At 62.1% G+C, this 19,545-nt stretch carries 19 protein-coding genes and 5 pseudogenes; 7 read left to right on the forward strand and 17 right to left on the reverse strand.

All coding sequences use genetic code 11. The features are described from left to right. Positions 1–68: 68 nt before the first annotated feature. The 6 genes and pseudogenes from ACFQT0_RS22555 to ACFQT0_RS22580 form a co-directional block, all read right to left on the reverse strand. A pseudogene (locus ACFQT0_RS22555) lies at positions 69–931 on the reverse strand (transketolase). A gap of 240 nt (positions 932–1,171) precedes the next feature. Continuing rightward, complete coding sequence (gene bcp, locus ACFQT0_RS22560; RefSeq protein ID WP_380205309.1) at positions 1,172–1,618, reverse strand: thioredoxin-dependent thiol peroxidase; 447 nt, start codon at positions 1,616–1,618, stop codon at positions 1,172–1,174. Positions 1,619–1,918: 300 nt separating this feature from the next. Next, positions 1,919–2,674, reverse strand: coding sequence for a hypothetical protein (locus ACFQT0_RS22565; RefSeq protein ID WP_380205310.1), 756 nt, complete (start codon positions 2,672–2,674; stop codon positions 1,919–1,921). Continuing rightward, positions 2,671–3,384: a M23 family metallopeptidase gene (locus ACFQT0_RS22570; RefSeq protein WP_380205311.1), complete on the reverse strand. Its 714-nt coding sequence runs from the start codon at positions 3,382–3,384 to the stop codon at positions 2,671–2,673. Before ACFQT0_RS22570 ends, ACFQT0_RS22565 begins: the two co-directional genes overlap by 4 nt. Positions 3,385–3,532: 148 nt before the next feature. Further along, positions 3,533–3,898 (reverse strand): annotated as a pseudogene (locus tag ACFQT0_RS22575) (hypothetical protein); the annotation flags it as partial. A 238-nt stretch (positions 3,899–4,136) separates the two neighbouring features. Continuing rightward, a pseudogene (locus ACFQT0_RS22580) lies at positions 4,137–4,749 on the reverse strand (fumarylacetoacetate hydrolase family protein). Positions 4,750–4,979: 230 nt separating this feature from the next. Between ACFQT0_RS22580 and ACFQT0_RS22585 the strand changes: the two are divergent. The 4 genes from ACFQT0_RS22585 (at position 4,980) to ACFQT0_RS22600 (ending at position 6,498) form a co-directional block, all read left to right on the forward strand. Then, a complete protein-coding gene (locus ACFQT0_RS22585) occupies positions 4,980–5,666 on the forward strand; it encodes a M48 family metallopeptidase (RefSeq protein WP_380205312.1) in 687 nt (228 codons plus the stop codon). Continuing rightward, positions 5,596–5,778, forward strand: coding sequence for a M48 family metalloprotease (locus tag ACFQT0_RS22590; RefSeq protein ID WP_380206110.1), 183 nt, complete (start codon positions 5,596–5,598; stop codon positions 5,776–5,778). Before ACFQT0_RS22585 ends, ACFQT0_RS22590 begins: the two co-directional genes overlap by 71 nt. A gap of 103 nt (positions 5,779–5,881) precedes the next feature. Next, the gene (locus ACFQT0_RS22595) at positions 5,882–6,379 is read left to right on the forward strand and encodes a hypothetical protein (RefSeq protein WP_380205313.1); all 498 of its coding nucleotides are present in this window, start codon (positions 5,882–5,884) and stop codon (positions 6,377–6,379) included. Next, on the forward strand, positions 6,376–6,498 hold the full coding sequence (locus ACFQT0_RS22600; RefSeq protein ID WP_380205314.1) for a hypothetical protein: 123 nt from the start codon (positions 6,376–6,378) through the stop codon (positions 6,496–6,498). Before ACFQT0_RS22595 ends, ACFQT0_RS22600 begins: the two co-directional genes overlap by 4 nt. Before the next feature lie 53 nt (positions 6,499–6,551). Here the strand turns inward: ACFQT0_RS22600 and ACFQT0_RS22605 are convergent, their stop codons facing one another. Continuing rightward, positions 6,552–7,964 carry a Mur ligase family protein gene (locus ACFQT0_RS22605; RefSeq protein ID WP_380205315.1) on the reverse strand — a complete coding sequence of 471 codons (1,413 nt, stop codon included), beginning with the start codon at positions 7,962–7,964 and terminating at the stop codon, positions 6,552–6,554. A gap of 377 nt (positions 7,965–8,341) precedes the next feature. On the opposite strand from ACFQT0_RS22605, the pseudogene dnaB reads away from it, so the two are divergent. Together dnaB and ACFQT0_RS22615 are read left to right on the forward strand one after the other, a co-directional pair. Beyond that, positions 8,342–9,881: pseudogene (gene dnaB, locus ACFQT0_RS22610) on the forward strand (replicative DNA helicase). A 90-nt stretch (positions 9,882–9,971) separates the two neighbouring features. Further along, entirely contained in the window at positions 9,972–10,736 is a 765-nt protein-coding gene (locus ACFQT0_RS22615) for a sulfite exporter TauE/SafE family protein (RefSeq protein WP_380205316.1), read from the forward strand. Positions 10,737–11,055: 319 nt separating this feature from the next. On the opposite strand, the gene ACFQT0_RS22620 is transcribed toward ACFQT0_RS22615, so the two are convergent. The 10 genes and pseudogenes from ACFQT0_RS22620 to ACFQT0_RS22665 form a co-directional block, all read right to left on the reverse strand. Next, positions 11,056–11,211 carry a hypothetical protein gene (locus ACFQT0_RS22620; protein WP_380205317.1) on the reverse strand — a complete coding sequence of 52 codons (156 nt, stop codon included), beginning with the start codon at positions 11,209–11,211 and terminating at the stop codon, positions 11,056–11,058. Positions 11,212–11,240: 29 nt separating this feature from the next. Next, positions 11,241–12,209 (reverse strand): TonB-dependent receptor domain-containing protein, encoded by a 969-nt coding sequence (locus tag ACFQT0_RS22625; protein ID WP_380205318.1) that lies wholly within the window; start codon positions 12,207–12,209, stop codon positions 11,241–11,243. After that, on the reverse strand, positions 12,115–12,843 hold the full coding sequence (locus tag ACFQT0_RS22630) for a hypothetical protein (protein WP_380205319.1): 729 nt from the start codon (positions 12,841–12,843) through the stop codon (positions 12,115–12,117). Before ACFQT0_RS22630 ends, ACFQT0_RS22625 begins: the two co-directional genes overlap by 95 nt. Beyond that, the gene (locus tag ACFQT0_RS22635) at positions 12,785–13,483 is read right to left on the reverse strand and encodes a carboxypeptidase regulatory-like domain-containing protein (RefSeq protein ID WP_380205320.1); all 699 of its coding nucleotides are present in this window, start codon (positions 13,481–13,483) and stop codon (positions 12,785–12,787) included. Before ACFQT0_RS22635 ends, ACFQT0_RS22630 begins: the two co-directional genes overlap by 59 nt. 13 nt (positions 13,484–13,496) lie before the next feature. Beyond that, positions 13,497–14,219 (reverse strand): HTTM domain-containing protein, encoded by a 723-nt coding sequence (locus ACFQT0_RS22640; protein WP_380205321.1) that lies wholly within the window; start codon positions 14,217–14,219, stop codon positions 13,497–13,499. Positions 14,220–14,292: 73 nt separating this feature from the next. Continuing rightward, positions 14,293–14,853 (reverse strand): annotated as a pseudogene (locus tag ACFQT0_RS22645) (HTTM domain-containing protein); the annotation flags it as partial. Continuing rightward, positions 14,853–15,974, reverse strand: coding sequence for an imelysin family protein (locus ACFQT0_RS22650; protein ID WP_380205322.1), 1,122 nt, complete (start codon positions 15,972–15,974; stop codon positions 14,853–14,855). The pseudogene ACFQT0_RS22645 and the gene ACFQT0_RS22650, both read right to left, overlap by 1 nt. A 131-nt stretch (positions 15,975–16,105) precedes the next feature. After that, a complete protein-coding gene (locus ACFQT0_RS22655; protein ID WP_380205323.1) occupies positions 16,106–17,056 on the reverse strand; it encodes a DUF4856 domain-containing protein in 951 nt (316 codons plus the stop codon). Positions 17,057–17,442: 386 nt separating this feature from the next. Continuing rightward, positions 17,443–17,655, reverse strand: a complete 213-nt coding sequence (locus ACFQT0_RS22660; protein ID WP_380205324.1) for a hypothetical protein — start codon at positions 17,653–17,655, stop codon at positions 17,443–17,445. Continuing rightward, positions 17,655–18,392, reverse strand: coding sequence for an MsnO8 family LLM class oxidoreductase (locus tag ACFQT0_RS22665; protein WP_380206111.1), 738 nt, complete (start codon positions 18,390–18,392; stop codon positions 17,655–17,657). The genes ACFQT0_RS22660 and ACFQT0_RS22665 overlap by 1 nt, the downstream gene beginning before the upstream one ends. 249 nt (positions 18,393–18,641) lie before the next feature. Here ACFQT0_RS22665 and ACFQT0_RS22670 point away from each other — a divergent pair, with 249 nt between their 5' ends. After that, on the forward strand, positions 18,642–19,352 hold the full coding sequence (locus ACFQT0_RS22670; protein WP_380205325.1) for a dienelactone hydrolase family protein: 711 nt from the start codon (positions 18,642–18,644) through the stop codon (positions 19,350–19,352). Positions 19,353–19,545: the final 193 nt, after the last annotated feature.

Here is a 19,545-nt window from a genome sequence, read left to right on the forward strand (position 1 = left end):
GACGACTGGCTCCCCCTCTTTTGGAGAGGGGGCCGGGGGTGAGGTTCGAGGCGAGTCCGCATCGGCGCTTAGTAGTCGGCTACGGTACCCACGGTCAGCTGCTGGAGGGCGGTGGCCAGTTGGGCGTCGTTGGGTGCTACGCCGTGCCACTTGTGGCCTTCCATCATAAAGTCGACGCCGAAGCCCATGCGCGTGTCCATGATGAACATGACGGGCTTGCCCTGGCCGGTGGCGGCTTGGGCGGCTTCGAGGGCTGGCAACAGCGTAGCGTAGTCGTTGCCATCGGCCTGCAGCACGTGCCAGCCAAAGGCTTCGAACTTGGAGCGCAGGTCGCCCAGGCCGGCGATGTCGGCGGTGGAGCCGTCAATCTGCTGGCCGTTGTGGTCGATGATGCCGATGAGGTTGTCAATCTTGTGGTGGGCGGCGTACATGATGGCCTCCCAGTTCTGGCCTTCTTCGAGCTCGCCGTCGCCCATGAGCACGAACACGCGGCGGTCGTCGCCGTTCAGCTTTTGGCCTGGGCCGCGCCGCACGCCACGCTCAGGCCCTGGCCCAACGAGCCCGAGGCAATGCGAATGCCGGGCAAACCTTCGTGGGTGGTGGGGTGGCCCTGCAGCCGCGAGTTGAGCTTGCGGAACGTGGCCAGCTCGCTCACCGGGAAGTAGCCCGAGCGTGCCAGCACCGAGTACAGCGTGGCCGAAATGTGCCCGTTCGACAGGAAAAACAGGTCCTCCCCTGCCCCGTCCATGCTGAAGGGCTGGGGGTTGTGCTTCATCACCTTGAAGTAGAGCGCCACCAGCAAATCGGTGCAGCCCAAGGAGCCGCCGGGGTGGCCCGAGTTCACGGCGTGCACCATGCGCACGATGTCGCGCCGCACCTGGGCAGCAATTTCTTTGAGGTCGGCGGTAGCAATTTCGGCGGTCTGGGGCATATCAGTTGAGCTAATTGTTGGTCGGGTAAAGGTAAGCGCAGCAAAGGAAGTGCGGCAATCAAACATCGCACAACCGATTGTGTAAGATGGCAGCACAAATTCTCATTCCTGAGCCTTCGCCTAATAATTCTCTGTGGGCAGCCCAGGCAAAAACCCGCCCGTAGCAAGCGCCGCTAAGCGTAGCGGGCGCTTGCTACGGGAGGGCCTGAGGATGGCAAACGCCAGGCGTTGCTGCTGAGGCTACAGCAGCTGAGCGGCGTGCTCTTTGGTATCTACTTTCTTAATGACCTTCTCAATCAGCCCGTTTTCATCAATCAAAAAGGTGGTGCGCACGGTCCCCATATAGGTCTTGCCGTAGTTTTTCTTCTCCTGCCACACGCCGTAGTCCTGCACTATTTTCTTCTCGGTATCGACCAGCAGCGGGAACGGCAGCTCGTACTTCAGCGCAAACTTCTTGTGGGCCGCCTCGCCGTCGATGCTTACGCCGATAACCTTGATGTTGCGGGCCGTGAGCTCTTCCTGGTGGTCGCGCAGGTTGCAGGCCTGGGCAGTGCAGCCGGGCGTGTCGTCCTTGGGGTAGAAGTACAACGCCACTTTCTGGCCACGCAGGTCGTGCAGCGAGATGGTGTTGCCATCCTGGTCTTGGGCAGTAAAATCGGGAGCGGGCTGGCCGGGTTCGAGGGGCATGAGGAGGTGCTTTGGTAAGATGATGAAATTGAACGGCCAACTCCCCTCCTTACCAAGGAGGGGATGTTCGCGCTTCAGCGCGGACGGGGTGGTTGAGCCGTTGAACGATGGACGAACGTTTGGGCTGGAATGACTAACGGCAGGACGAGTTGAGATGGAATCGTTCGCCCTTCGTTCAACGGCTCAACCACCCCAGCTCAACTTGGCAGTTGAGCGTCCCCTCCTTAAAAAAGGAGGGGAGTTTTGTTCTTTCAGGCTACAAGCTCAGGCTCACTACCCGCTCGTTGCCGGCCTGGTCGGTCAGGCGCAGCTCGGCGGGACCGCGCAGGCGGGGACCGAGCGTGTCGCCGGCCACGGTGAAGAGTGTGGAGTTCTTGTGCTCGAAGCGGAGCAGGCGGAACCTGCCCCCACGAACAAGCGGTAGCTGGCCAGCCCCGACAGGTCGTCGCCGACGCGGAACAGGAGTTGCCCGCTGGGGCGCCCCACGAGGCTGCCCTTGGGTGCGGTACTATCGGTAAAGAGGCGGTAGGACCCAAACTGCCGGATGGCGGCCGTAATCTGGCCTTTATCATCCCACTTGCCGCCCACGAAGGCCTTGCCCCCTTTCAGGGTAGCGGCGTAGATGGCGGTGCGCTGCAAGTCGGCGGGCGGCGTGGCGGGCTTCAGGGTGAGCACGGCGGTGCGGTAGAGGGGCAGCAGCGGGCTGCCCACCGTCCAGAAGCCGCTGCCGGTGGGCTCGGGGCGGTAATTCGTGCCCACGTAAATGTTGTCGAACACGGTTTGGGGACCGAAGGTGAGGTTGATGTGGGGCGTGGCGTAGCTGGTTTCCTTGCCCACCGGCACCAGCACCTGCCGGTCAAACTTCTTGGTGATGCTGCCGAACTGAATCGAGTCGGGCAGGCCGGCGCGCAGGTCGTACAGGTACACATTTTCGCTGTTCTGGGTGTAGCTGGGCCGCACCTCCAGCCGGCGGCTGCCGCGCAGCAGCACCAGGTTGCCGGCCACCGAATCGGCGCCCGGGTCCGTGGCCACGGCCTTGAGCAGATTGCGCGTCACGTCGAAGCGCAGGGCGGGCTTTTGGCCGCGGCCGAACGGGTTTTGAAGTACTCCGGCTGCTCGCCGCGCAACACCAGGTGCACGGGCGTCTGGTTATTATAGGAGTCGGCCAGGGTGATGTCGATGCTGTATACTTTGCCGGCCTCCACGGTCAGGCGGCCTTTGCTGGGGCCGGTGGCGTACATGGGCAGGTCGTTGCCTTCATCTACCCACAGCTTCTGCAGCGAGCGGCCCTGGGTTTGCTGGTAGAGGAAATCCACGAAATTGCTGACCTGCCGCGTGCCCGTTGGGAACGGCACTGCGTCGATAATGTGCTGGTAAAACGGTTGGCCGTTCACCTTCACCGTCACCCGCTGGATGCCGTTTTTATTCCATGCGTTGTCGAACCTATCGAAGCCCTGCACCAGCAGCCCCACCGGCCCGAAGCAGCTGATGGTGTCGGGCCACGCCGTGGCCACGCCCGGCCCGGGCAGCACTTTGGGCGCGAACACCGCTTTGGCAAACACGTTTTTCACCCGCGACTCAATGCTGAGCGGCTCCAGGGCGAAGGCCTGCAGCGAGGGCGCCACGTGGTCCTGAATCTCGGGGAAGCCGCCCCACTGCAGCGGGTTGTACTGCCGGTCCTGGGCGTCGCGCACTTCCCAGTGCAGGTGCGGGCCTGCCGAGCCGCCCGTGTTGCCGGACAAGGCCACCACTTCGCCGCGCTTCACCGGAAACTGGTCTTTCTCGAAGAAGGCTTCCAGGCTCGTAGCTCTGCTTCTCGTACTGGCGGTGCTGCAGCTCAACTGCCACGGGCCCCCGGAACTCGTTGAGGTGGCCGTACACGGTGGTCAGGCCGTTGGGGTGCGTGATGTAGAGCACGTTGCCGTAGCCAAATGACGACTGCTTGAGGCGCGAGATGTAGCCATCGGCCGCGGCGTACACGGGCTGGTTTACCCCGCCGCCGGTCTTGATGTCGAGCCCGCCGTGGAAGTGGTTGGGGCGCAGCTCGCCCATGCTGCCGGCCAGGAAACCGGGCTTGCCCGGCGCAATGGGGAACATGAAATACCCCGCCGGCACCGTGGGCCGGCCATCCTTCAGCATTTCGCTTACCGTGCGGCCCCGCTCCGACGAATCGGCTTCCTGCCCGCCCACCATACTGGGGCACCCCGCTCCACCTACCAGCGCCACGCCCAGCGCCAGCTTGGTCAGCTTATTAATAACCCCGTCTTTAAACTTTCCCATTCTCACAAAAACTTTCTTTTAACTTAATCCAGCCCGGCCCCGACAGGTGGCTCAACTTCTGCCCCAAGCACTCAGGTTGAGCTGCCCGGGCCATTAATATAGGCTCGCCGGGCAAACGCTTTTTTCAGGTGACTCGTACCGCCCTCCTTCGGAAAACTTACGCAGACCCAGCCCAACCCGTTGGACCTTCTACTTTATTGACTGTTCCTCTACTATTTAATTGGGTTAATTGAGCTAACTATCGAACGCTTAGCTCAAGAATTTTTTCATCCTCCAAAAACCCTTCCAGCTGGTCGCCAATCTTCACGGGCCCCACGCCCGCCGGGGTTCCCGTGAATATCAAGTCCCCCATTTTCAGGGAGATGTACTTCGAAACAAAGCTGATGATTTTGGCAAACGGATGGAGCATCAGGCTCGAGTTGCCGGTCTGGCGGGTTTCGCCGTTTACGGTCAGGTGAAAATTGATATTGCCCAAATCGGCTATTTCCGACACCGGTTTGAAGGTCTGGGAAATCGGAGCCGAGCCGTCGAATGCCTTGGCCAGCTCCCAGGGCAGGCCCTTTTTCTTGAGCTCGCTCTGCAGGTCGCGGGCCGTGAAGTCGATGCCCAGCCCCACGGCGTCGAAATACGTGTGGGCAAACTGCTCGTCGATGTGCCGGCCGTTCTTGCTCACGCGCAGCACCAGCTCCACTCGTGGTGAATGTCCTGCGAAAACTCGGGGATGAAAAAGGCTGGCCGCGCTGCAGCAGCGCCGTTTCGGGCTTGAGGAAAATGACGGGGGCGGCGGGCACTTCGTTGTGCAGCTCGGCAATGTGGTCGGCGTAGTTGCGGCCGATGCAGATGATTTTCATAGAGGAACCCGGAGCAGAACAGTCCGGAACTCAAAACTACGCCCGGGCCCGGGCTCCCGGCAACCCGGCGGCCCGTTTTTCGGCCTTCCGCGCGCTCCCCCAAACATTTACCCGCCCTAATGCCGTATAGGCGGCAACTGCAAACTCAGAGTTGGCCCCAAACGTGCTACAAAACATTCAATTTGTACCATAAGCTAATTCTTGCTTACTTCACCTTCCGTTCTATTCTCATGTTCAAGAAACTAACACTCGTCGCCAGCCTGGCCTTGCTCGGAGCCTGCACCACGGTGCCCATCACGGGCCGCCGCCAGCTCAGCCTGGTGAGCGATTCGGAAATCAACACCCTGGCCACCACCCAGTACCGCGAAATCATCGCCAAAGGCCCGCTCTCCACCAACTCGCAGCAGGTGAGCATGGTCCGCAACGTGGGCCGGCGCATTCAAACGGCGGTGGAAACGTATTTCCGGCAGCAGAACGCCTCCGACCAGCTGGCCGGCTACCAGTGGGAGTTTAACGTGATTCAGGACGACAAACAGCAAAACGCCTGGTGCATGCCCGGCGGCAAAGTGGCCGTGTACACCGGCATCCTGCCCATCACGCAGGATGAAAACGGCCTGGCCGTGGTGATGGCCCACGAAATAGCGCACGCCGTGGCCAAGCACGGCTCCGAGCGCATGAGCCAGGGCCTCGTGCAGCAGTTGGGCGGACAAGCGCTTTCTGCCGCCCTGTCTACCAACGCGCCCGCCACCCAGGAGCCTGGCCCTGCAGGCGTTCGGCGTGGGCTCCTCCATCGGCCTGCTCAAGTACGGCCGCAACCAGGAAAGCGAAGCCGACCACCTGGGCCTGATATTCATGGCCATGGCCGGCTACAATCCCGACGGCGCCATTACGTTCTGGCAGCGCATGGAAGCCCGTGAGAACCAGGCCTCGCCGCCCGAATTCCTTTCGACTCACCCCTCCAGCGGCACGCGCATCGCCGACATTCAACGCGAGCTGCCGGAGGCCCGTAAGTACTACAAGCCCCGCTAGTTGGCGGGGCTTCTTTCCACTTTTTCTGCACTCCTATCGCCCCATGAATTACCTTCCCCGCCTCCTTGGTTTAGGCTTGCTGAGCCTGTTGGTGTTGCTTGTGATGTCCTGCGAGTCCTCCAGGCCAGCGGCGGCCAACGAGTTTGGCAGCCCCAACCGCATCAAAGGCGAAGCCATTGCCAAGCCCGAGAGCCGGCAGATAGTGCATTTCACCGACAGCACCGCCGAGTACAAAACCTCGCGCAGCGAGCTGGCCAAAGCCTTTATCCGGGAGTTTGGCGATGGCACGGTGGTCGATAAAGTACAGGTGCGCAAAGCCCCCGTGAGCGAGGGCGAGCCCGTGAGCTACTACCTCATTGGCATGGGCCTGCGCAACGGCATGTTCCGGGCCATGGCCCTGCCCCTCACCAGCGGCGGCGACAACACCTACTACCTGCGCCCCGCCGCCGAGCGCTACATCCTCACGAGCGTGGGCTGCCCCGCCTGCTTCTTCAACTTTGAGAACGGTCGCATCGTGGGCACCACGTGCTCCGAAAACTCCGGCGGCAGCAGCTGCGATATGAAAGTGGTAACCACCAACACCCTTTTCGCCGCCCGATGAGCACCACCGGCAAATGGCTGCTGCGCGCCGCCCTCACGGCCCTGGCCCTGCTCATCCCCACCGATACGAACAAGCCCCGCCGGCCGGAGCCTAAAACACCAAAAAAGCCCGCTGAATAAGCGGGCTTTTTCTTTCATAAAACCATGCACGCGCAACCTTAGCTCAACCTGAGCTACACTGCTGCTCCGGAAGCCTCGCCAGTGATTTCGGTGGCCAGCGCCGTCAGGTCTAGGCCATCAAACGTGCCCGATGACATGAGCAGCAGGTTGGCGTTGGCCCAGCTCTGTGCCCGCAGGAAGGCCGCGAGCTCGGCGCTGTTGGTAATCACCTTGATGTCGGGGCGCTGGAAGGCTTCGGCTACCGTAGCGGCGGCCAGCGGCGGCAGGCGCTTGTGCTCCAGCACGTGGGGGTTGAAGTACACCAGGGCCACATCGGGCGCGTCGAAACAGTGCGCGTACTGCGGCAAAAACGCCGGGTTGAGGCTGCTGAAGGTGTGCAGCTCCAGGCACGCCACCAGCTTGCGCTTGGGAAACTGCTTCTTGAGCGCGGTGGCCGTGGCCTTGAGCTTGCTCGGGGCGTGGGCAAAGTCCTTGTACACCACCGAGGTGGCGCCTTCCTTCACCAGCTCCAGCCGCCGCGCCGCGCCGGGGAACGAGGCCACGGCCTTGAAGAAGTCCTTGCCTTTGATGCCCAGCTGCTTGCACACTTCCTTGGCCGCCGAAATATTGCGCAGGTTGTGCTCGCCAAACACCTGAATGGGCACCTCCTCGTCCTTTTTGGTAATCAGCAACGTGCGGCCGTCGCGGATGACGTTTTCGTGCGGCCCGTAGCCGATGTAGGTCACGTCGGGGTTGGTGGGCACGGCAATGAGCTGGGTTTGCTCGTCGTCTTTGTCGTAGATGAGCACGCCGGCCTTGGGCGTCATGTCGGCAAAAATGCGGAACTGCTCGCGGTAGTTTTCCTCGGTCGGAAACACGTTGATGTGGTCCCAGGCGATGCCCGAAATCACGCCGATGTGGTGCTGGTAGAGGTGGAACTTGGGCCGGCGGTCAACCGGCGACGACAGGTATTCGTCGCCTTCGATGATGATGATGGGCGCGTCGTCGGTGAGCTGCACCATCAAATCGAACCCCGCGAGTGGGCGCCCACGGCGTAGTCGAACTTGCGGCCGTGGTAGCGCAGCACGTGCAGAATGCAGGCCGTGATGCTGGTTTTCCCATGCGAGCCGCCAATGACGATGCGCTGCTTGTCGCGGCTGGCTTCGTAGATGTACTCGGGGAAGGAGTAGATTTTCAGGCCCAGGCTCCTGGGCCCGGAGCAGCTCGGGGTTGTCGGGGCGGGCGTGCATGCCCACAATCACGGCGTCGAGGTCGGGCATGATGCTGGCGGCGTCCCAGCCCTCCTGGGCCGGCAGCAGGCCGGCAGCAGCCAGGCGGCCTTTGGCGGGCTCAAATATTTCGTCGTCGGAGCCCGTAACCTGGGCGCCGCGCCGGTGCAGGGCCAGCGCCAGATTGTGCATGATGCTGCCGCCCACGGCAATCAAATGTATTTTTTCGGGGCGCTCGTGTGTCGTTTCTCGTTCCAATGCGGGGGTGGTTGTTAGTTGCTGGTTGTCAGTTGTTAATTGTCCGTTTCCTATCGATTATTCAGCAACTGACAACCGACAACTGACAACCAACAGCTCACAACTGACATCTGGAGGAAAGGACTGCGAAAGTACAACCTCCACGCTAGCGGGGGCATTCCATAGCCAAAAGAATCGATTTTATCATCCTATCTTTTTACCCTCCGCCGGGGTTAGCTTTGTATAGCTAGTGTGCAGCTCCGATTCTGTTGCTGGCTCAATTTCTCTTTGCTGCTGCCCTATACCCCTACTATTCTATGCAAGACCGGATGGACGACCGCCTGAAGCAATCCGCAGCCCGCGCCAAAGCAGCGCTGGCCAACCGCGGGACTGCCGGGATGGTCCCCTTCAATGCGGGTGCGGCCGGCAAGCTGCCGCCCCAGGCACCCGAGCTGGAAATGGCCGTGCTTGGCGCCCTGATGCTGGAAAAGGACGCCCTCACGTCGGTTATCGACCTGCTCAAGCCCGAGAGCTTCTACAAAGACAGCCACCAGCGCATCTACCGCGCCATCATCCGGCTGTTCGATAAATCCGAGCCCATCGACCAGCTCACCGTGGTGCACGAGCCTGCGCGAAATGGGCGAGCTCGAAGCCTGCGGCGGCCCCTTCTACGTGGCCAACCTCACGCTGAAAGTCAACTCGGCGGCCAACGTGGAATACCACGCCCGTATCATCACCGAAACGGCCATTAAGCGCGAGCTGATTCGCATTTCGAGCGAGATTCAGAAAGACGCCTTCGAGGATACCACCGACGTCTTCAAACTGCTCGACGACACCGAATCGGCGTTGTTTGAGGTATCGGAATCGAACATCCGCAAGAACTTCGACGACATGCGCAGCCTGATGGGCAAGGCCATCAAGGAGCTCGAAGAAAAGAAAAACCAGAAGGACGGCCTCACCGGCGTGCCCACCGGCTTCACGGCCCTGGACCGCGTTACCAGTGGTTGGCAACCATCTGACCTTGTCATTATTGCGGCCCGGCCAGGCATGGGCAAAACAGCGTTCGTAGTTTCGGCCATGCGCAACGCAGCCGTAGAGTTCAAGCGCCCGGTGGCCATTTTCTCGCTGGAAATGTCCTCACTGCAGCTGGTCAATCGTCTGATTTCTGCCGAAGCGGAGCTGGATTCTGACAAAATCAAGAAGGGCACGCTCGCCGACCACGAGTGGCAGCAGCTCAACCACAAAATCACCGACCTCTCGGCGGCGCCGATTTACATCGACGACACGCCGGCATTGAGCATCCGCGAGCTGCGCACCAAGTGCCGCCGCCTGCGCTCGCAGAAGGACGTGCAGCTCATCATCGTCGACTACCTGCAGCTGATGAGCGGCAACACCGACGGCCGCGGTGGCAACCGCGAACAGGAAATCGCCAGCATCTCGCGGGCCCTCAAAGGCATTGCTAAGGAACTCAACGTGCCCGTGCTGGCCCTGTCGCAGCTGTCGCGCTCGGTGGAAACCCGCGGCGGCGAGAAGCGCCCGCAGCTGAGTGACCTTCGCGAATCCGGCTCTATCGAGCAGGACGCCGACATGGTAATCTTCCTCTACCGCCCCGAGTACTACGGCCTCGACCAAGACGCCGAAGGCAACTCGACCCAGGGCGTGGGCGAAGTCATCATTGCCAAGCACCGGAACGGCTCGCTCGAAACCGTGCAGCTCAAGTTCATCGGCCGCTTCACCAAGTTTGCCGACCTCGACAGCGAGAGCGGCGGCGCATTCGACACCAGCGGCTACCAGCCCATGGGCCTGCCCGCCAGCACCTTCGACAGCGAGCCCAGCAACTTCGCGCCGAACACCATTCGCCTGGGCTCGAAAATCAACGAGTCGCCGGTGCCTTTCCCGAAAGGGAACATGAACAAGCACGAAGACCCGCCGTTTTAAAATTTCAAAATGAGGAATGAAGAATGAGGAATGAAGAATTGGCTGATGGGCCGCCTTCATTCCTCATTCTTCATTCCTCATTCTTCATTCATGACTTTAGTCTTTCTGTGCCTGTTCGCTTTTTTGGCGGGGTTCATTGATTCCATTGTGGGCGGGGGCGGCCTGATTCAGCTGCCGGCCATGCTACTGCTGCTGCCGGGCGTGCCGGTACCCACGGTGTTTGGCACGGGCAAGGTGTCGAGCGTGGCGGGCACCGTGGCCGCGCTACGCCGATACCTGAGCGGCCCCGAGAAGCTCGACATTCGCTGGCGCACGGTGGCCATAACGGCGCTGGTAGCGGGCGGGTTTGCCCTATTGGGCTCGCGGGCGGTGAGCCACTTGCACAAGGAAGCCGTGCGGCCGCTGGTGCTGGGCCTGCTGGTGGTAATGGCCATCTACACCTTCTGGCGCAAGGATTTTGGCAGCCTGCACGCGCCCCGGCTCAACGGGCGCCGCGAAATCTTTATCGGCGTGGTGCTCGGGGCTTCCATCGGGTTTTACGACGGCTTTTTTGGGCCGGGCACGGGAAGCTTGCTGCTGTTTGCCTTCGTGGGCTTGTTTGGCTACGACTTTATTGCGGCCTCGGCTTCGGCCAAGCTGGTGAATGTGGCGACGAACGTGGCCAGCTTGTTTTACTTCGCCACTACCGGGCAGGTACTTTATAAGGTGGCCCTGCCCATGGCGGCCTGCAACATGCTGGGCTCCACGCTGGGTGCGCGCATGGCGCAGCGGCACGGCACGGGCTTCGTGCGGGTGCTGTTTTTGGGCGTGGTGAGCGCCTTTATTCTCAAGTTGGGCTGGGATACGTTTGCGTAGCGGGAGGCAGGCACGGCTTGTAGTAATACCATGCTTTGCTATAGACTGCCAAGAACAACGGTCATGCTCATCTGGAGTCCGCGCAGCCGACAGAACCTCACCCCCGGCCCCTCTCCAAAAGAGATGGGAGCCACGGCACAAGAACTGGCTCAATTTTAAAGCAAAAGCCCCGGCTCAATCTTGAGCCGGGGCTTTTTGTTGATTGATTAACGCTAGGCTCCCCTCTCTTTTGGAGAGGGGCCGGGGGTGAGGTTCTGTCGGCTGCGCGGACTCCAGATGAACATGCTTTTTTCAATTGACACCTTGATTAACCATCAACTTACAGCTTCACTCCTGCCGTGAAGAAGTAGCTGCGGCCGTCCGAGGGCAGGATGCCGGGGCCGGGGTACGCCGTGGCGCGGCGCGTGAAGTAGCGCGCATCGGCCAGGTTGTTCACGCTGGCTTCGAGCTTGAGCCAACGGCGCTCCCACGACACCGACGCATCGAGGATTTGGTAAGCCGGAATCAGGCCGATGACGGCGGACCCGCCCCGACTTCGGCGTTGGTGGCGTCGGAGTACTGGTCGGACAGGTACAGGTATTGCAGGGAGGCTTTTACCGGGCCATACCCGGCGCGGGTGCCGGCTTTCAGGTTCACGGCGGGCACAAACTCTACCTGGCTGCCCTTCACGCCCGGGAGCTGGCTTTGCACGTACTTGCTGTGAATCAGGGCCACGTTGCCAAACGCCGACCATTGCCACGGGCTGGTGGCGCCGGCTTCGGGGGCACCGCGCAGGTGCAGCAGCTCCACTTCGCCGTAGGCTTCCACGCCCACAATCAGGGCCCGGCCGGCGTTGAGGCGCTTGCGCAGTATCCGGTCGAAGTCGTCGAACGTCTGGATTTCGCCGATGCGGTTGGCATAGTTTAGCGCAAACAAACTCACGTCATAAGTGAGCACGCCGGGGGTTTCGCCCCGCAGCCCCAGGTCGGCGGAGAAGCCCCGCTCGTCCTTGAGGTTGGGGTCGATGACGGCCGAGGGGTTCACAATCTGCATATCGCTGAACGTGATGGAGCGGTAGTTCTGCGAGATGTTGGCGTAGAACTCGCGCTGCTCCTTGGGCTTGTAGCTCAGGCCGATGCCGCCCAGCACAAAGCCCCGGGCACTCAGGCGTTCCTCGTTGCGGCGCGATACGCCGCTGATGTTGCGGGCCAGGTCGCGGTCTACCGACCCGTAGGTGCCCTCGGCCCGGGTGCGGATGTACTCGTAGCGCAGGCCCGGCGTCACGGACAGGTGCTCGTTGAGGTAGAAGATGTTTTCCGCAAACACGGCCACGTTGTGGTTGGGGAAGCGGTAGTCGGAGAAGTTGTCGGTATAGTTGCTGGCAGCCAGCGGGCCCGGCTCAATGAAGCGGAAATCGGCCCCGCGGCCGGCTTGGCCGAAGCCCTGGAGGCTGTGGTTGTAGCCCCGGTAGTAGCGCGTGCCCAGCAGCAGCACACCGTCTTTGCCGGCCAGGCTGGTAGCGGTTCAGGTAGCGGGCCTCCAGGCCATAGTTGCGGAAATCGCCGCTAATCAGGTCCCGGCCGATGGCGTCGTTGTCGGTGCGCTCTACCTGGTTGATGCGGTAACCGAGCGACTGCCGCGATGCCACCAGCCCAAAGCCAATGAGGTTGATGTTGGACTTGGCGCTAAGCTTCCAGTCGGCGTTCACGTTGAACAGGTTCCAGTCGACGGCAAACCAGTTGCGCTCCCGGTTGGATTGCCGGGCATCCTGCAGAAACTGCCTGTCGCTGAGGCCACCGGGCTGCTGGGCCAGGTAGTCCATGTGCGTGACCTGGGCGCCCACCTTCAGGTTGTCGGTGAACTGGTAGCGCACGTCGGCGTAGGCGGTTTTGCTGTCGTAGTGCGAGTTGGGCCGCCAGCCGTCGCCGCGCTTGTACTGGGCAAAGGTGTAGTAGCTCAACTTGCCCACCGTGCCGCCCACGCTGTTGAAGGAGTTGAAAAAGCCGAACGAGCCCACTGTCTGGCGGGAAGTCACGGCCGCCTTGTGGTCGGGGTCGGGGCCGCGCATCTCAAAGTTGAGCAGGCCGCCAAACTGGGTGCCGTACTGCAGCGACGCCGCCCCGCGCACCAGCCTGAATGCGCTTCACGGCCTCCGTGGGCGGCGTGTAGTAGCTCTCGGGGTAGCCCAGGGCGTCGGCCGAAATGTCGTAGTTGTTCTGCCGCACGTTGAAGTTGCTGGTGCGGTTGGGGTCGAGGCCGCGCCCGCCGATGCTCAACTGCAGGCCGCCGCTGTCGTTCTCCCAAATGTTGAGGCCGGGCACCCGGGCGTACACCTGGCGGGCGTTGTTGGTGGCGAGGTTGGCCACCAAGTTTTCGGGCACGATGACTTCCGACTTCTTGGCCGCGAAGATGGCCGTGCCTTCCACCTCGCGCAGCCGCGTTTGGCCGAAGGTGGTTTGGGGCGCGGCCACCACCACTTCGCTCAGGGTCCGGTCGCGGCTGGTGAGCTCGAAGAGGAAGCCATCGGCCGGCAAGGTTACTTCGATAGAAAAGGGCAGGTAGCCCAACGCCGACACCTGCACCTGCTGCGGGCCCGCGACCAGCCCGGATACCTCCAAGCGCCCGGTGCTGTCGGTGAGCACGGCCTGGGCCAGGCTTTTCACATACACCTCGGCGCCTACTACGGGCCGGCCGTCGCCGGCCGCCAGCACGCGGCCCCGCAGGGTTTCCTGCGCCTGGGCATCGAATGCCAGCAGCGTTACCGTCACCAACAGCAAGGTTTTATAAACCGGAAATCTCATCTTCGAAGGGTAAAATCCAGGGCTTGGGCGCAAAGCTTTCGGCTTGGTGGGCCAAGTCCACGGTGGGGTCAATGTAGGCCTTGCCCAAGCGGCCGTTGAGGCTCACGTAGGTGTCGGCGTAAACTTGGGGCTGATGCACGCCCTGGCGGGCGTAGTAGTCGCGCAGGTAGTGGGCAAACTGCAGAATCATGTCGGCCTGGGTGGCCATCATCTTCTCCTGCAGCACGCTCAGGTGGTCGGAGTTGTTCACGCGCCGGGTCTGGCCGGTGGCCGAGTCCACTACTTTAAACTCGACCTGGCCCATCTTTTCCATCAGCATCACGCGCCAGGAAAACCTGTAGCCTTCTTCGGTCCAGAACAGCTCGCGCGGGTACAGCCAGTAGCGCAGCGGCACGAGCAGCTGCACCGCAAAGAACAAGGCTAGCCCCGTGAGCAGCACCAGCCGCACCCGTGGCCGGTACACCAGCGGCGAGGCCGCCCGGGCCGCAGCAGCAGGCATTCGCAGCAAGCGGCGCGCCCGCTCCAGCAGCCGCTGGTGGAACGCGGGCGGAAAAAACACCAGGGCCGCCACTATCATCACGTACGGAAACATGCCGATGGGAAACAGGATGGCCGTGAGCACATGAAACACCACCACGGCCGCGTAGGCATAGGGCCGGGTGAGGCGGTTGAGCAAAAAGAATGGCACCGTGAGGTCGTACACCGCCCCAAACCAGCCTGAAGACGTAGGCCGTGGCGGGGTAATTAAACAGGAAACCCACCACGGGCAGGTCGTTCTTGGCCGGCAGCCAGATGCGCAGCGGCTGGGCCGCCAGCAGCCAGTCGGAATTGAGCTTGGCCAGCCCGGCGTACACGTACACAATGCCCACGAGCAGGCGCAGGGCGTCCAGGGTCCAGCGCGGCACCTGGTCGTGCCAGCGGTCGGGGCGTCGGGCGGCATCCAGCGAGCAGTAAGCGCCGGCCGGCAGTACAGCGAGCAGCAGCGCCGCCAGACTCACAAAGTAGTAGTGGTTCAGGTAGGTGCTTTTGTCCATCAGCTCGATGTAGGTGAAGCTGAGGAACAAGCCCACCGCCGCCAGCCGGTAGTGCCAGCCCAACGCCACGAGCAGCGCACACGCCCCGCACACCGCAAACAGCCCGTAGGTGTACGGGCCCAGTGGCCGGATGAACTCGAGGCCGTAGTACGGGAAAAAGAACCGGGGCTGCAGGTAGAGCTCGGCAATCCAGCCTTTGGCCCAAAAACGAACGACGCTGGCCAGTATCAGCAGGCCGAAGGCGATGCGGAATACAGCCAGCGGCGCCGCTGAGATATACGTCTGGAAGTAGCGGGGGCGCACTAGTCGCCGTCGTTGTCGACGTAGGTTACGCTCACGCTCATGGCCGAGGTCATGTCCACCTTCAGCAGGCGCACGGCCTTTTGCATCTCGGTGTAAGACTGCACCGCCGCCGCGTTGCGCGACTGAATCGCAGTGTACAGGTCGGGGCCGAGCGAGGCCAGCTGCTGGGCCGAGACGGCAAACTGGTCGTTGATAATCTTAGTGAGCGGCTGGCCGGTGCGGCTATCTTTGGCGCCCAGCGCATCCACGTACGATTTCAGCGAAGGCTGGCCGGCACGGCCGTTGAAGAGGCTTTGCACCGTGGCGTGGGCCGTTTGGGCCAGTTGCAGCGGCAGCGCGCCGCGGTGGTAATAGGCTTCAATCTTTTCGGGCGCAGCCACGCCGGACATCACGCCCGCCGGAATGCCGATTTTGCCGGTGCGCAGGAAGTGCTCGTAGTAGCGCGAGTAGGCGTTCACCAGCAGCGAAAGCGAGCTGCCCGCGTTGGTGCCGGTGTTGTTGATGAACGTGGAGCGGTAGGCGCCGTTCCACTGCGCCTGCACGCCGCTGAAGAGCTGGTCCATCTTGCCCGCCACGTCGGTGAGGTAGCGGCGCTGGTTGGGCGTGGCCACGTACGACTGCACAATGGCGTTGTCGTCGGCCGCGATGCCGTTGAGCAGGAAGTCGAGGGCCGGAAAGCCCTGCTGCGGGATGGCCGTAGCCAGCTCAAAATTGTAGGTGCCCGACGCAATGTTCTGGCGGATGCCGGCTGCGTCGGTGGGGTAAATATTGAAGTGGTTGACGAGCGACACGTCGGCTGCCGGGCCAAACTCATACACTTCCACTTTCTGCCATTCCAGGTACGCCTCGCGCCAGGACTGGCGCACCGACTGCAGCCCCGTGGCCGTGGGCGCGGCGGTGAAGGCGGCGGTCTGGGTTTTCAGGGCCGTGAGCTTGGTGCCGAAGCGCTGGTAGCTGGGCTTTACCAGCGAATCGGCCCAGTGCGTGAGCAGGGCTTTGCGGTCGAGCTCCGAGGTGCCCGTGGTGGGAGAACCCGAATCACCGTTGGTGTCCTTGCAGCTCGAAATACCGCCTGCGGCCAGCACTACCGACAAGGCAAATAGCAGAATCGACTTCTTCATAATACAGATTTAAATACCTACCGAGCCGGGCATTGCAAAACCCAGTAATCGGGTTGAGCTACGCGTCGTGTTGCGCAGCTCAACCCGACGAGCTAAAGGGAAAAGAGCGCTAAAAGTTGCGCCGAAAAGCGCTAGAGCGAGAACTTGGTGTTGATGGCGGCAATGGCCGCATCGGCCTGGGCGTTGGTCAGGGTCCAGGCGCCCTGGCTGCCCGAGGTCAGGCCGTTCATCACCGAATCAGCCCAGGCCGTGTCCACGCCGTACTTGGTGCAGAAGCGCAGCGCGTACACAAAGCCAATGCCTTCGCCGAGGGCATGCGCCTTCACATCCAGGGCCGCTGCAGCCTTCCGCCTGGTGAGGTACGATACGGCCGACTTGGCGAGGGTTTTTTCCAACTCTGTGCGAATGAGGTCGGCCTGGGTTTTAAGCGTGGCGTCGTCGTTGTTTACGATGGCCGCCCGTCCCTTCAAAAACGCCAGGTACACGCCGGGTGAGGCAGGGCCGTTTTTCTCGTTCAGGTAACCGGCCAAAAACCGCTCGCGAGGCGTGATGTTGATGTCCGTCACCATGGTGGCATTGGTGGTCATGTAGCCGTAGGCCAGGTCCCAGTTGTGCTCGCGCTCGGTGTGCAGCTTGCCTTCGGCCACTTTGGCGTTGTTGGCAGCCAGCGAAGTGGGCGTGAGCAGCACGTTGCCAATCTGGTCGAGCAGCAGCGCGCCCAGCAGGCCTTTCTGGATAATCTGGTTGACCTCGAAGCCGCGGGCATCAACGAGGTAGCGGCCCAGGCGGCCGGCGTTGCCGGGAGTGGCCAATTGGTTGACGCTCTGGCTGGCGGTGGCCAGCTCGGCCAGCTTGGTGTCCATGTAAGTGCGCACGGTGGTGGCCGTAGCGTCGGAGAACGACGCAGCCGTTTTGTCGCGCAGCTGCACGCCGGCTGCCGCCGAAGCATTCAGGGCCGCAGTCGTGAACGGTGCATTGGTGCCGGCGTAGAGGTTGCGCAGCTTGGCCAAATCCAGCGTAGCGGGCGTGGCAGGAGCAGCCACGGCCACTGTGGCCATGTAGTTGTTCAGGTCCGTGAACATGTCGAGCCGGCCGCGGCGGCGCCCAGGTCCACGGTAGAAGCACCCGCAGCGTCCTTAAACGAGGTAGTATAAGGAGTGGTGCCGGTGAGGGTGGCGTAATCCATTTTCGTACGCAGGGGGCGTCGAAGGGGTTACTACATCGTCTTTACTGCAGGAAGCCAGGCCAAGGGCGGCTACAAACAGCACAAGGGAAGAAGTACGGCTAAAGGTGGTCATAAACAGGAAAAAGAAGAAAGGCAGCCGACCGTTTCGTGGGTGGAAAGTGAGCCGACCTTGTTTAGAATCGTTCTAAACTTTCACAAAAGTAGCGCCTATTTAGAATCGTTCCAAATAAAAAACAACCTCCGCTTATTTCGCTCTGTTCCTTTCACCAATGCCATCATATATCAGGCTGCTACTACCTGGCCGGAAGCAACTTCCTGGGCCGGCGTCAGGGCAAAGGCTTCGGCCAGCAGCTCGTAGGAGCGGCGCCGGTCCTGAAAATCGGCGGTAATGGTCACGGCCGTAACCTCGTCTACCTCGTACTCGGCGGCAATTTGGGTGAGCTCGGCGTGCACCTGCTCGGGCGTGCCGCTCACCACGCGGCCGCGGTTTTGCATTAGATGGGCCTGGTCCAGGGCTGAATACTGATAGCTGCGGACTTCCTCTTTTGATGGGAAGGTGCCACGCTCGCCCTTGCCGAAGCGGACCAGCTGCAAATCCATGGCGGCGCGCAGGTCCTGGGCTTTCTCCTCGGTATCGGCGCACAGCACGAACACGGCCATGTTTGCCAGCGGCGCGGCCAGCTCTGGCGAGGGCCGGAACCGCTGCCGGTAGTTGCGTACCGCCTCCGGCCCCCGTTGCCATTAATAAACTGCGCGAAGGAAAACGCCATGCCCAGGTGGGCCGCAAACAGGCCACTCTGGCCGCTGGAGCTCAGCAGCCACAGCTCCGGCACGCCGGGCGCCTGCGGAATCGCCATTACTCGCTCGTGGATGGTTTCGGGCACCCGGTCGTCGCGCAGGTAGGCCTGCAGGTCCATGAGCTGCTCCACGAAGTCCTGCTCGCTGAAGGTGTTGCTGGGGTTGAGGGCGTGGGCTGTGAGGCGGTCGCCGCCCGGCGCGCGGCCCATGCCCAGGTCGATGCGGCCGGGAAACAGGCTTTCGAGCATGCGGAAATTCTCGGCCACTTTCAGGGCGCTGTAGTGGGGCAGCATCACGCCGCCCGAGCCCAGCCGGATGCGCTGGGTGTGGTTGCCCAGGTGGGCAATGAGGACTTCCGGCGTGGAGCCGGCCAGCGTGTTGGTGTTGTGGTGCTCCGAAACCCAGAAGCGCGAGTAGCCCAGGCGGTCGGCCAGCCTGGGCCAGCTCCACGGTTTCGAGCAGGGCCTGCCGTGCCGTGGCCCCGGGTCGGATGGGGGACTGGTCGAGCACGTTCAGGCGAAGTTTGGGGGTGGCAGTCATGGTCAGGGGAAAGAGAATTGGGCTTCAGAACCGTTGGCAGTGGCTTACAGTTCGAGGCGGGCAGCCGCGCAGATACTATTGCCGTAGATGAACAATTGCCGGGTTTGCTGTTACGCACCCAAACTATTTCATCTACCCCCTCCATGAGCGACCACAACAACGCCACCATTCAAGTAGCCGACGGCACCGAGATGCGCGCCTATTCGGCCTTCCCCAGTAGCACCGGCCCAGTGCCCGGCATCATCCTGCTGCAGGAGGCCTTCGGCGTAAACCACCACATCCGCAGCGTGGCCGACCGGCTGGCCCAGGCCGGCTACGCCGTTGTTGCCCCCGAGCTCTACCACCGCACCGCCGCGCCCGGCTTCGAGGTTGCCTACTCGGATTTCGGCAGCGCCCTGCCCCACTACAACGCCCTCAACCCCACCGACCTCGCTTCGGACCTGCAGGCGGCCCACGCCTGGCTGCAAAGCCAGGCCCTGGTAATCGGCGATAAAATTGGCAGCATCGGGTTCTGCGTGGGTGGCCGCGTGTCGTTTCTGGCCAATGCCGTGCTTCCGTTGGCCGCCGCGGTGTCTTACTACGGGGGCGGCACGCACCTGCTGAAAGACCGGGCCAAAGACCTGCACGCTCCGCACCTGTTCTTCTGGGGCGGGCTCGACGCGCACATCAGCAAAGCCAACATTGCCGAAGTGACGGACGCCGTAGAAGCCGCCGGCAAGCCCTTTATCAACACCCTTATTTCCTACGCCGACCACGGCTTCCACTGCGACGAGCGGTCCAGCTACCACCCCGAAGCCGCCGCCGAAGCCTGGGGGCTGACGCTGGCGTTCTTTAAGGAGAAGCTCGGCGCTTAGGGAGAACCTCACCCCGGCCCCTCTCCAAAAGAGAGGGGAGCCACGGCACAAGCACAAGATTTAGCTCAACTTTAAAGCAAAAGCCCCAGCTCAATATTGAGCTGGGGCTTTTCTATTCTATTGAATAACGTCAGGCTCCCCTCTCTTTTGGAGAGGGGCCGGGGTGAGGTGCCGCCGGGCCCGAGGCCTCCCA

The organism is Hymenobacter humi (genome assembly GCF_042665855.1).
Lineage (GTDB): Bacteria > Bacteroidota > Bacteroidia > Cytophagales > Hymenobacteraceae > Hymenobacter > Hymenobacter humi.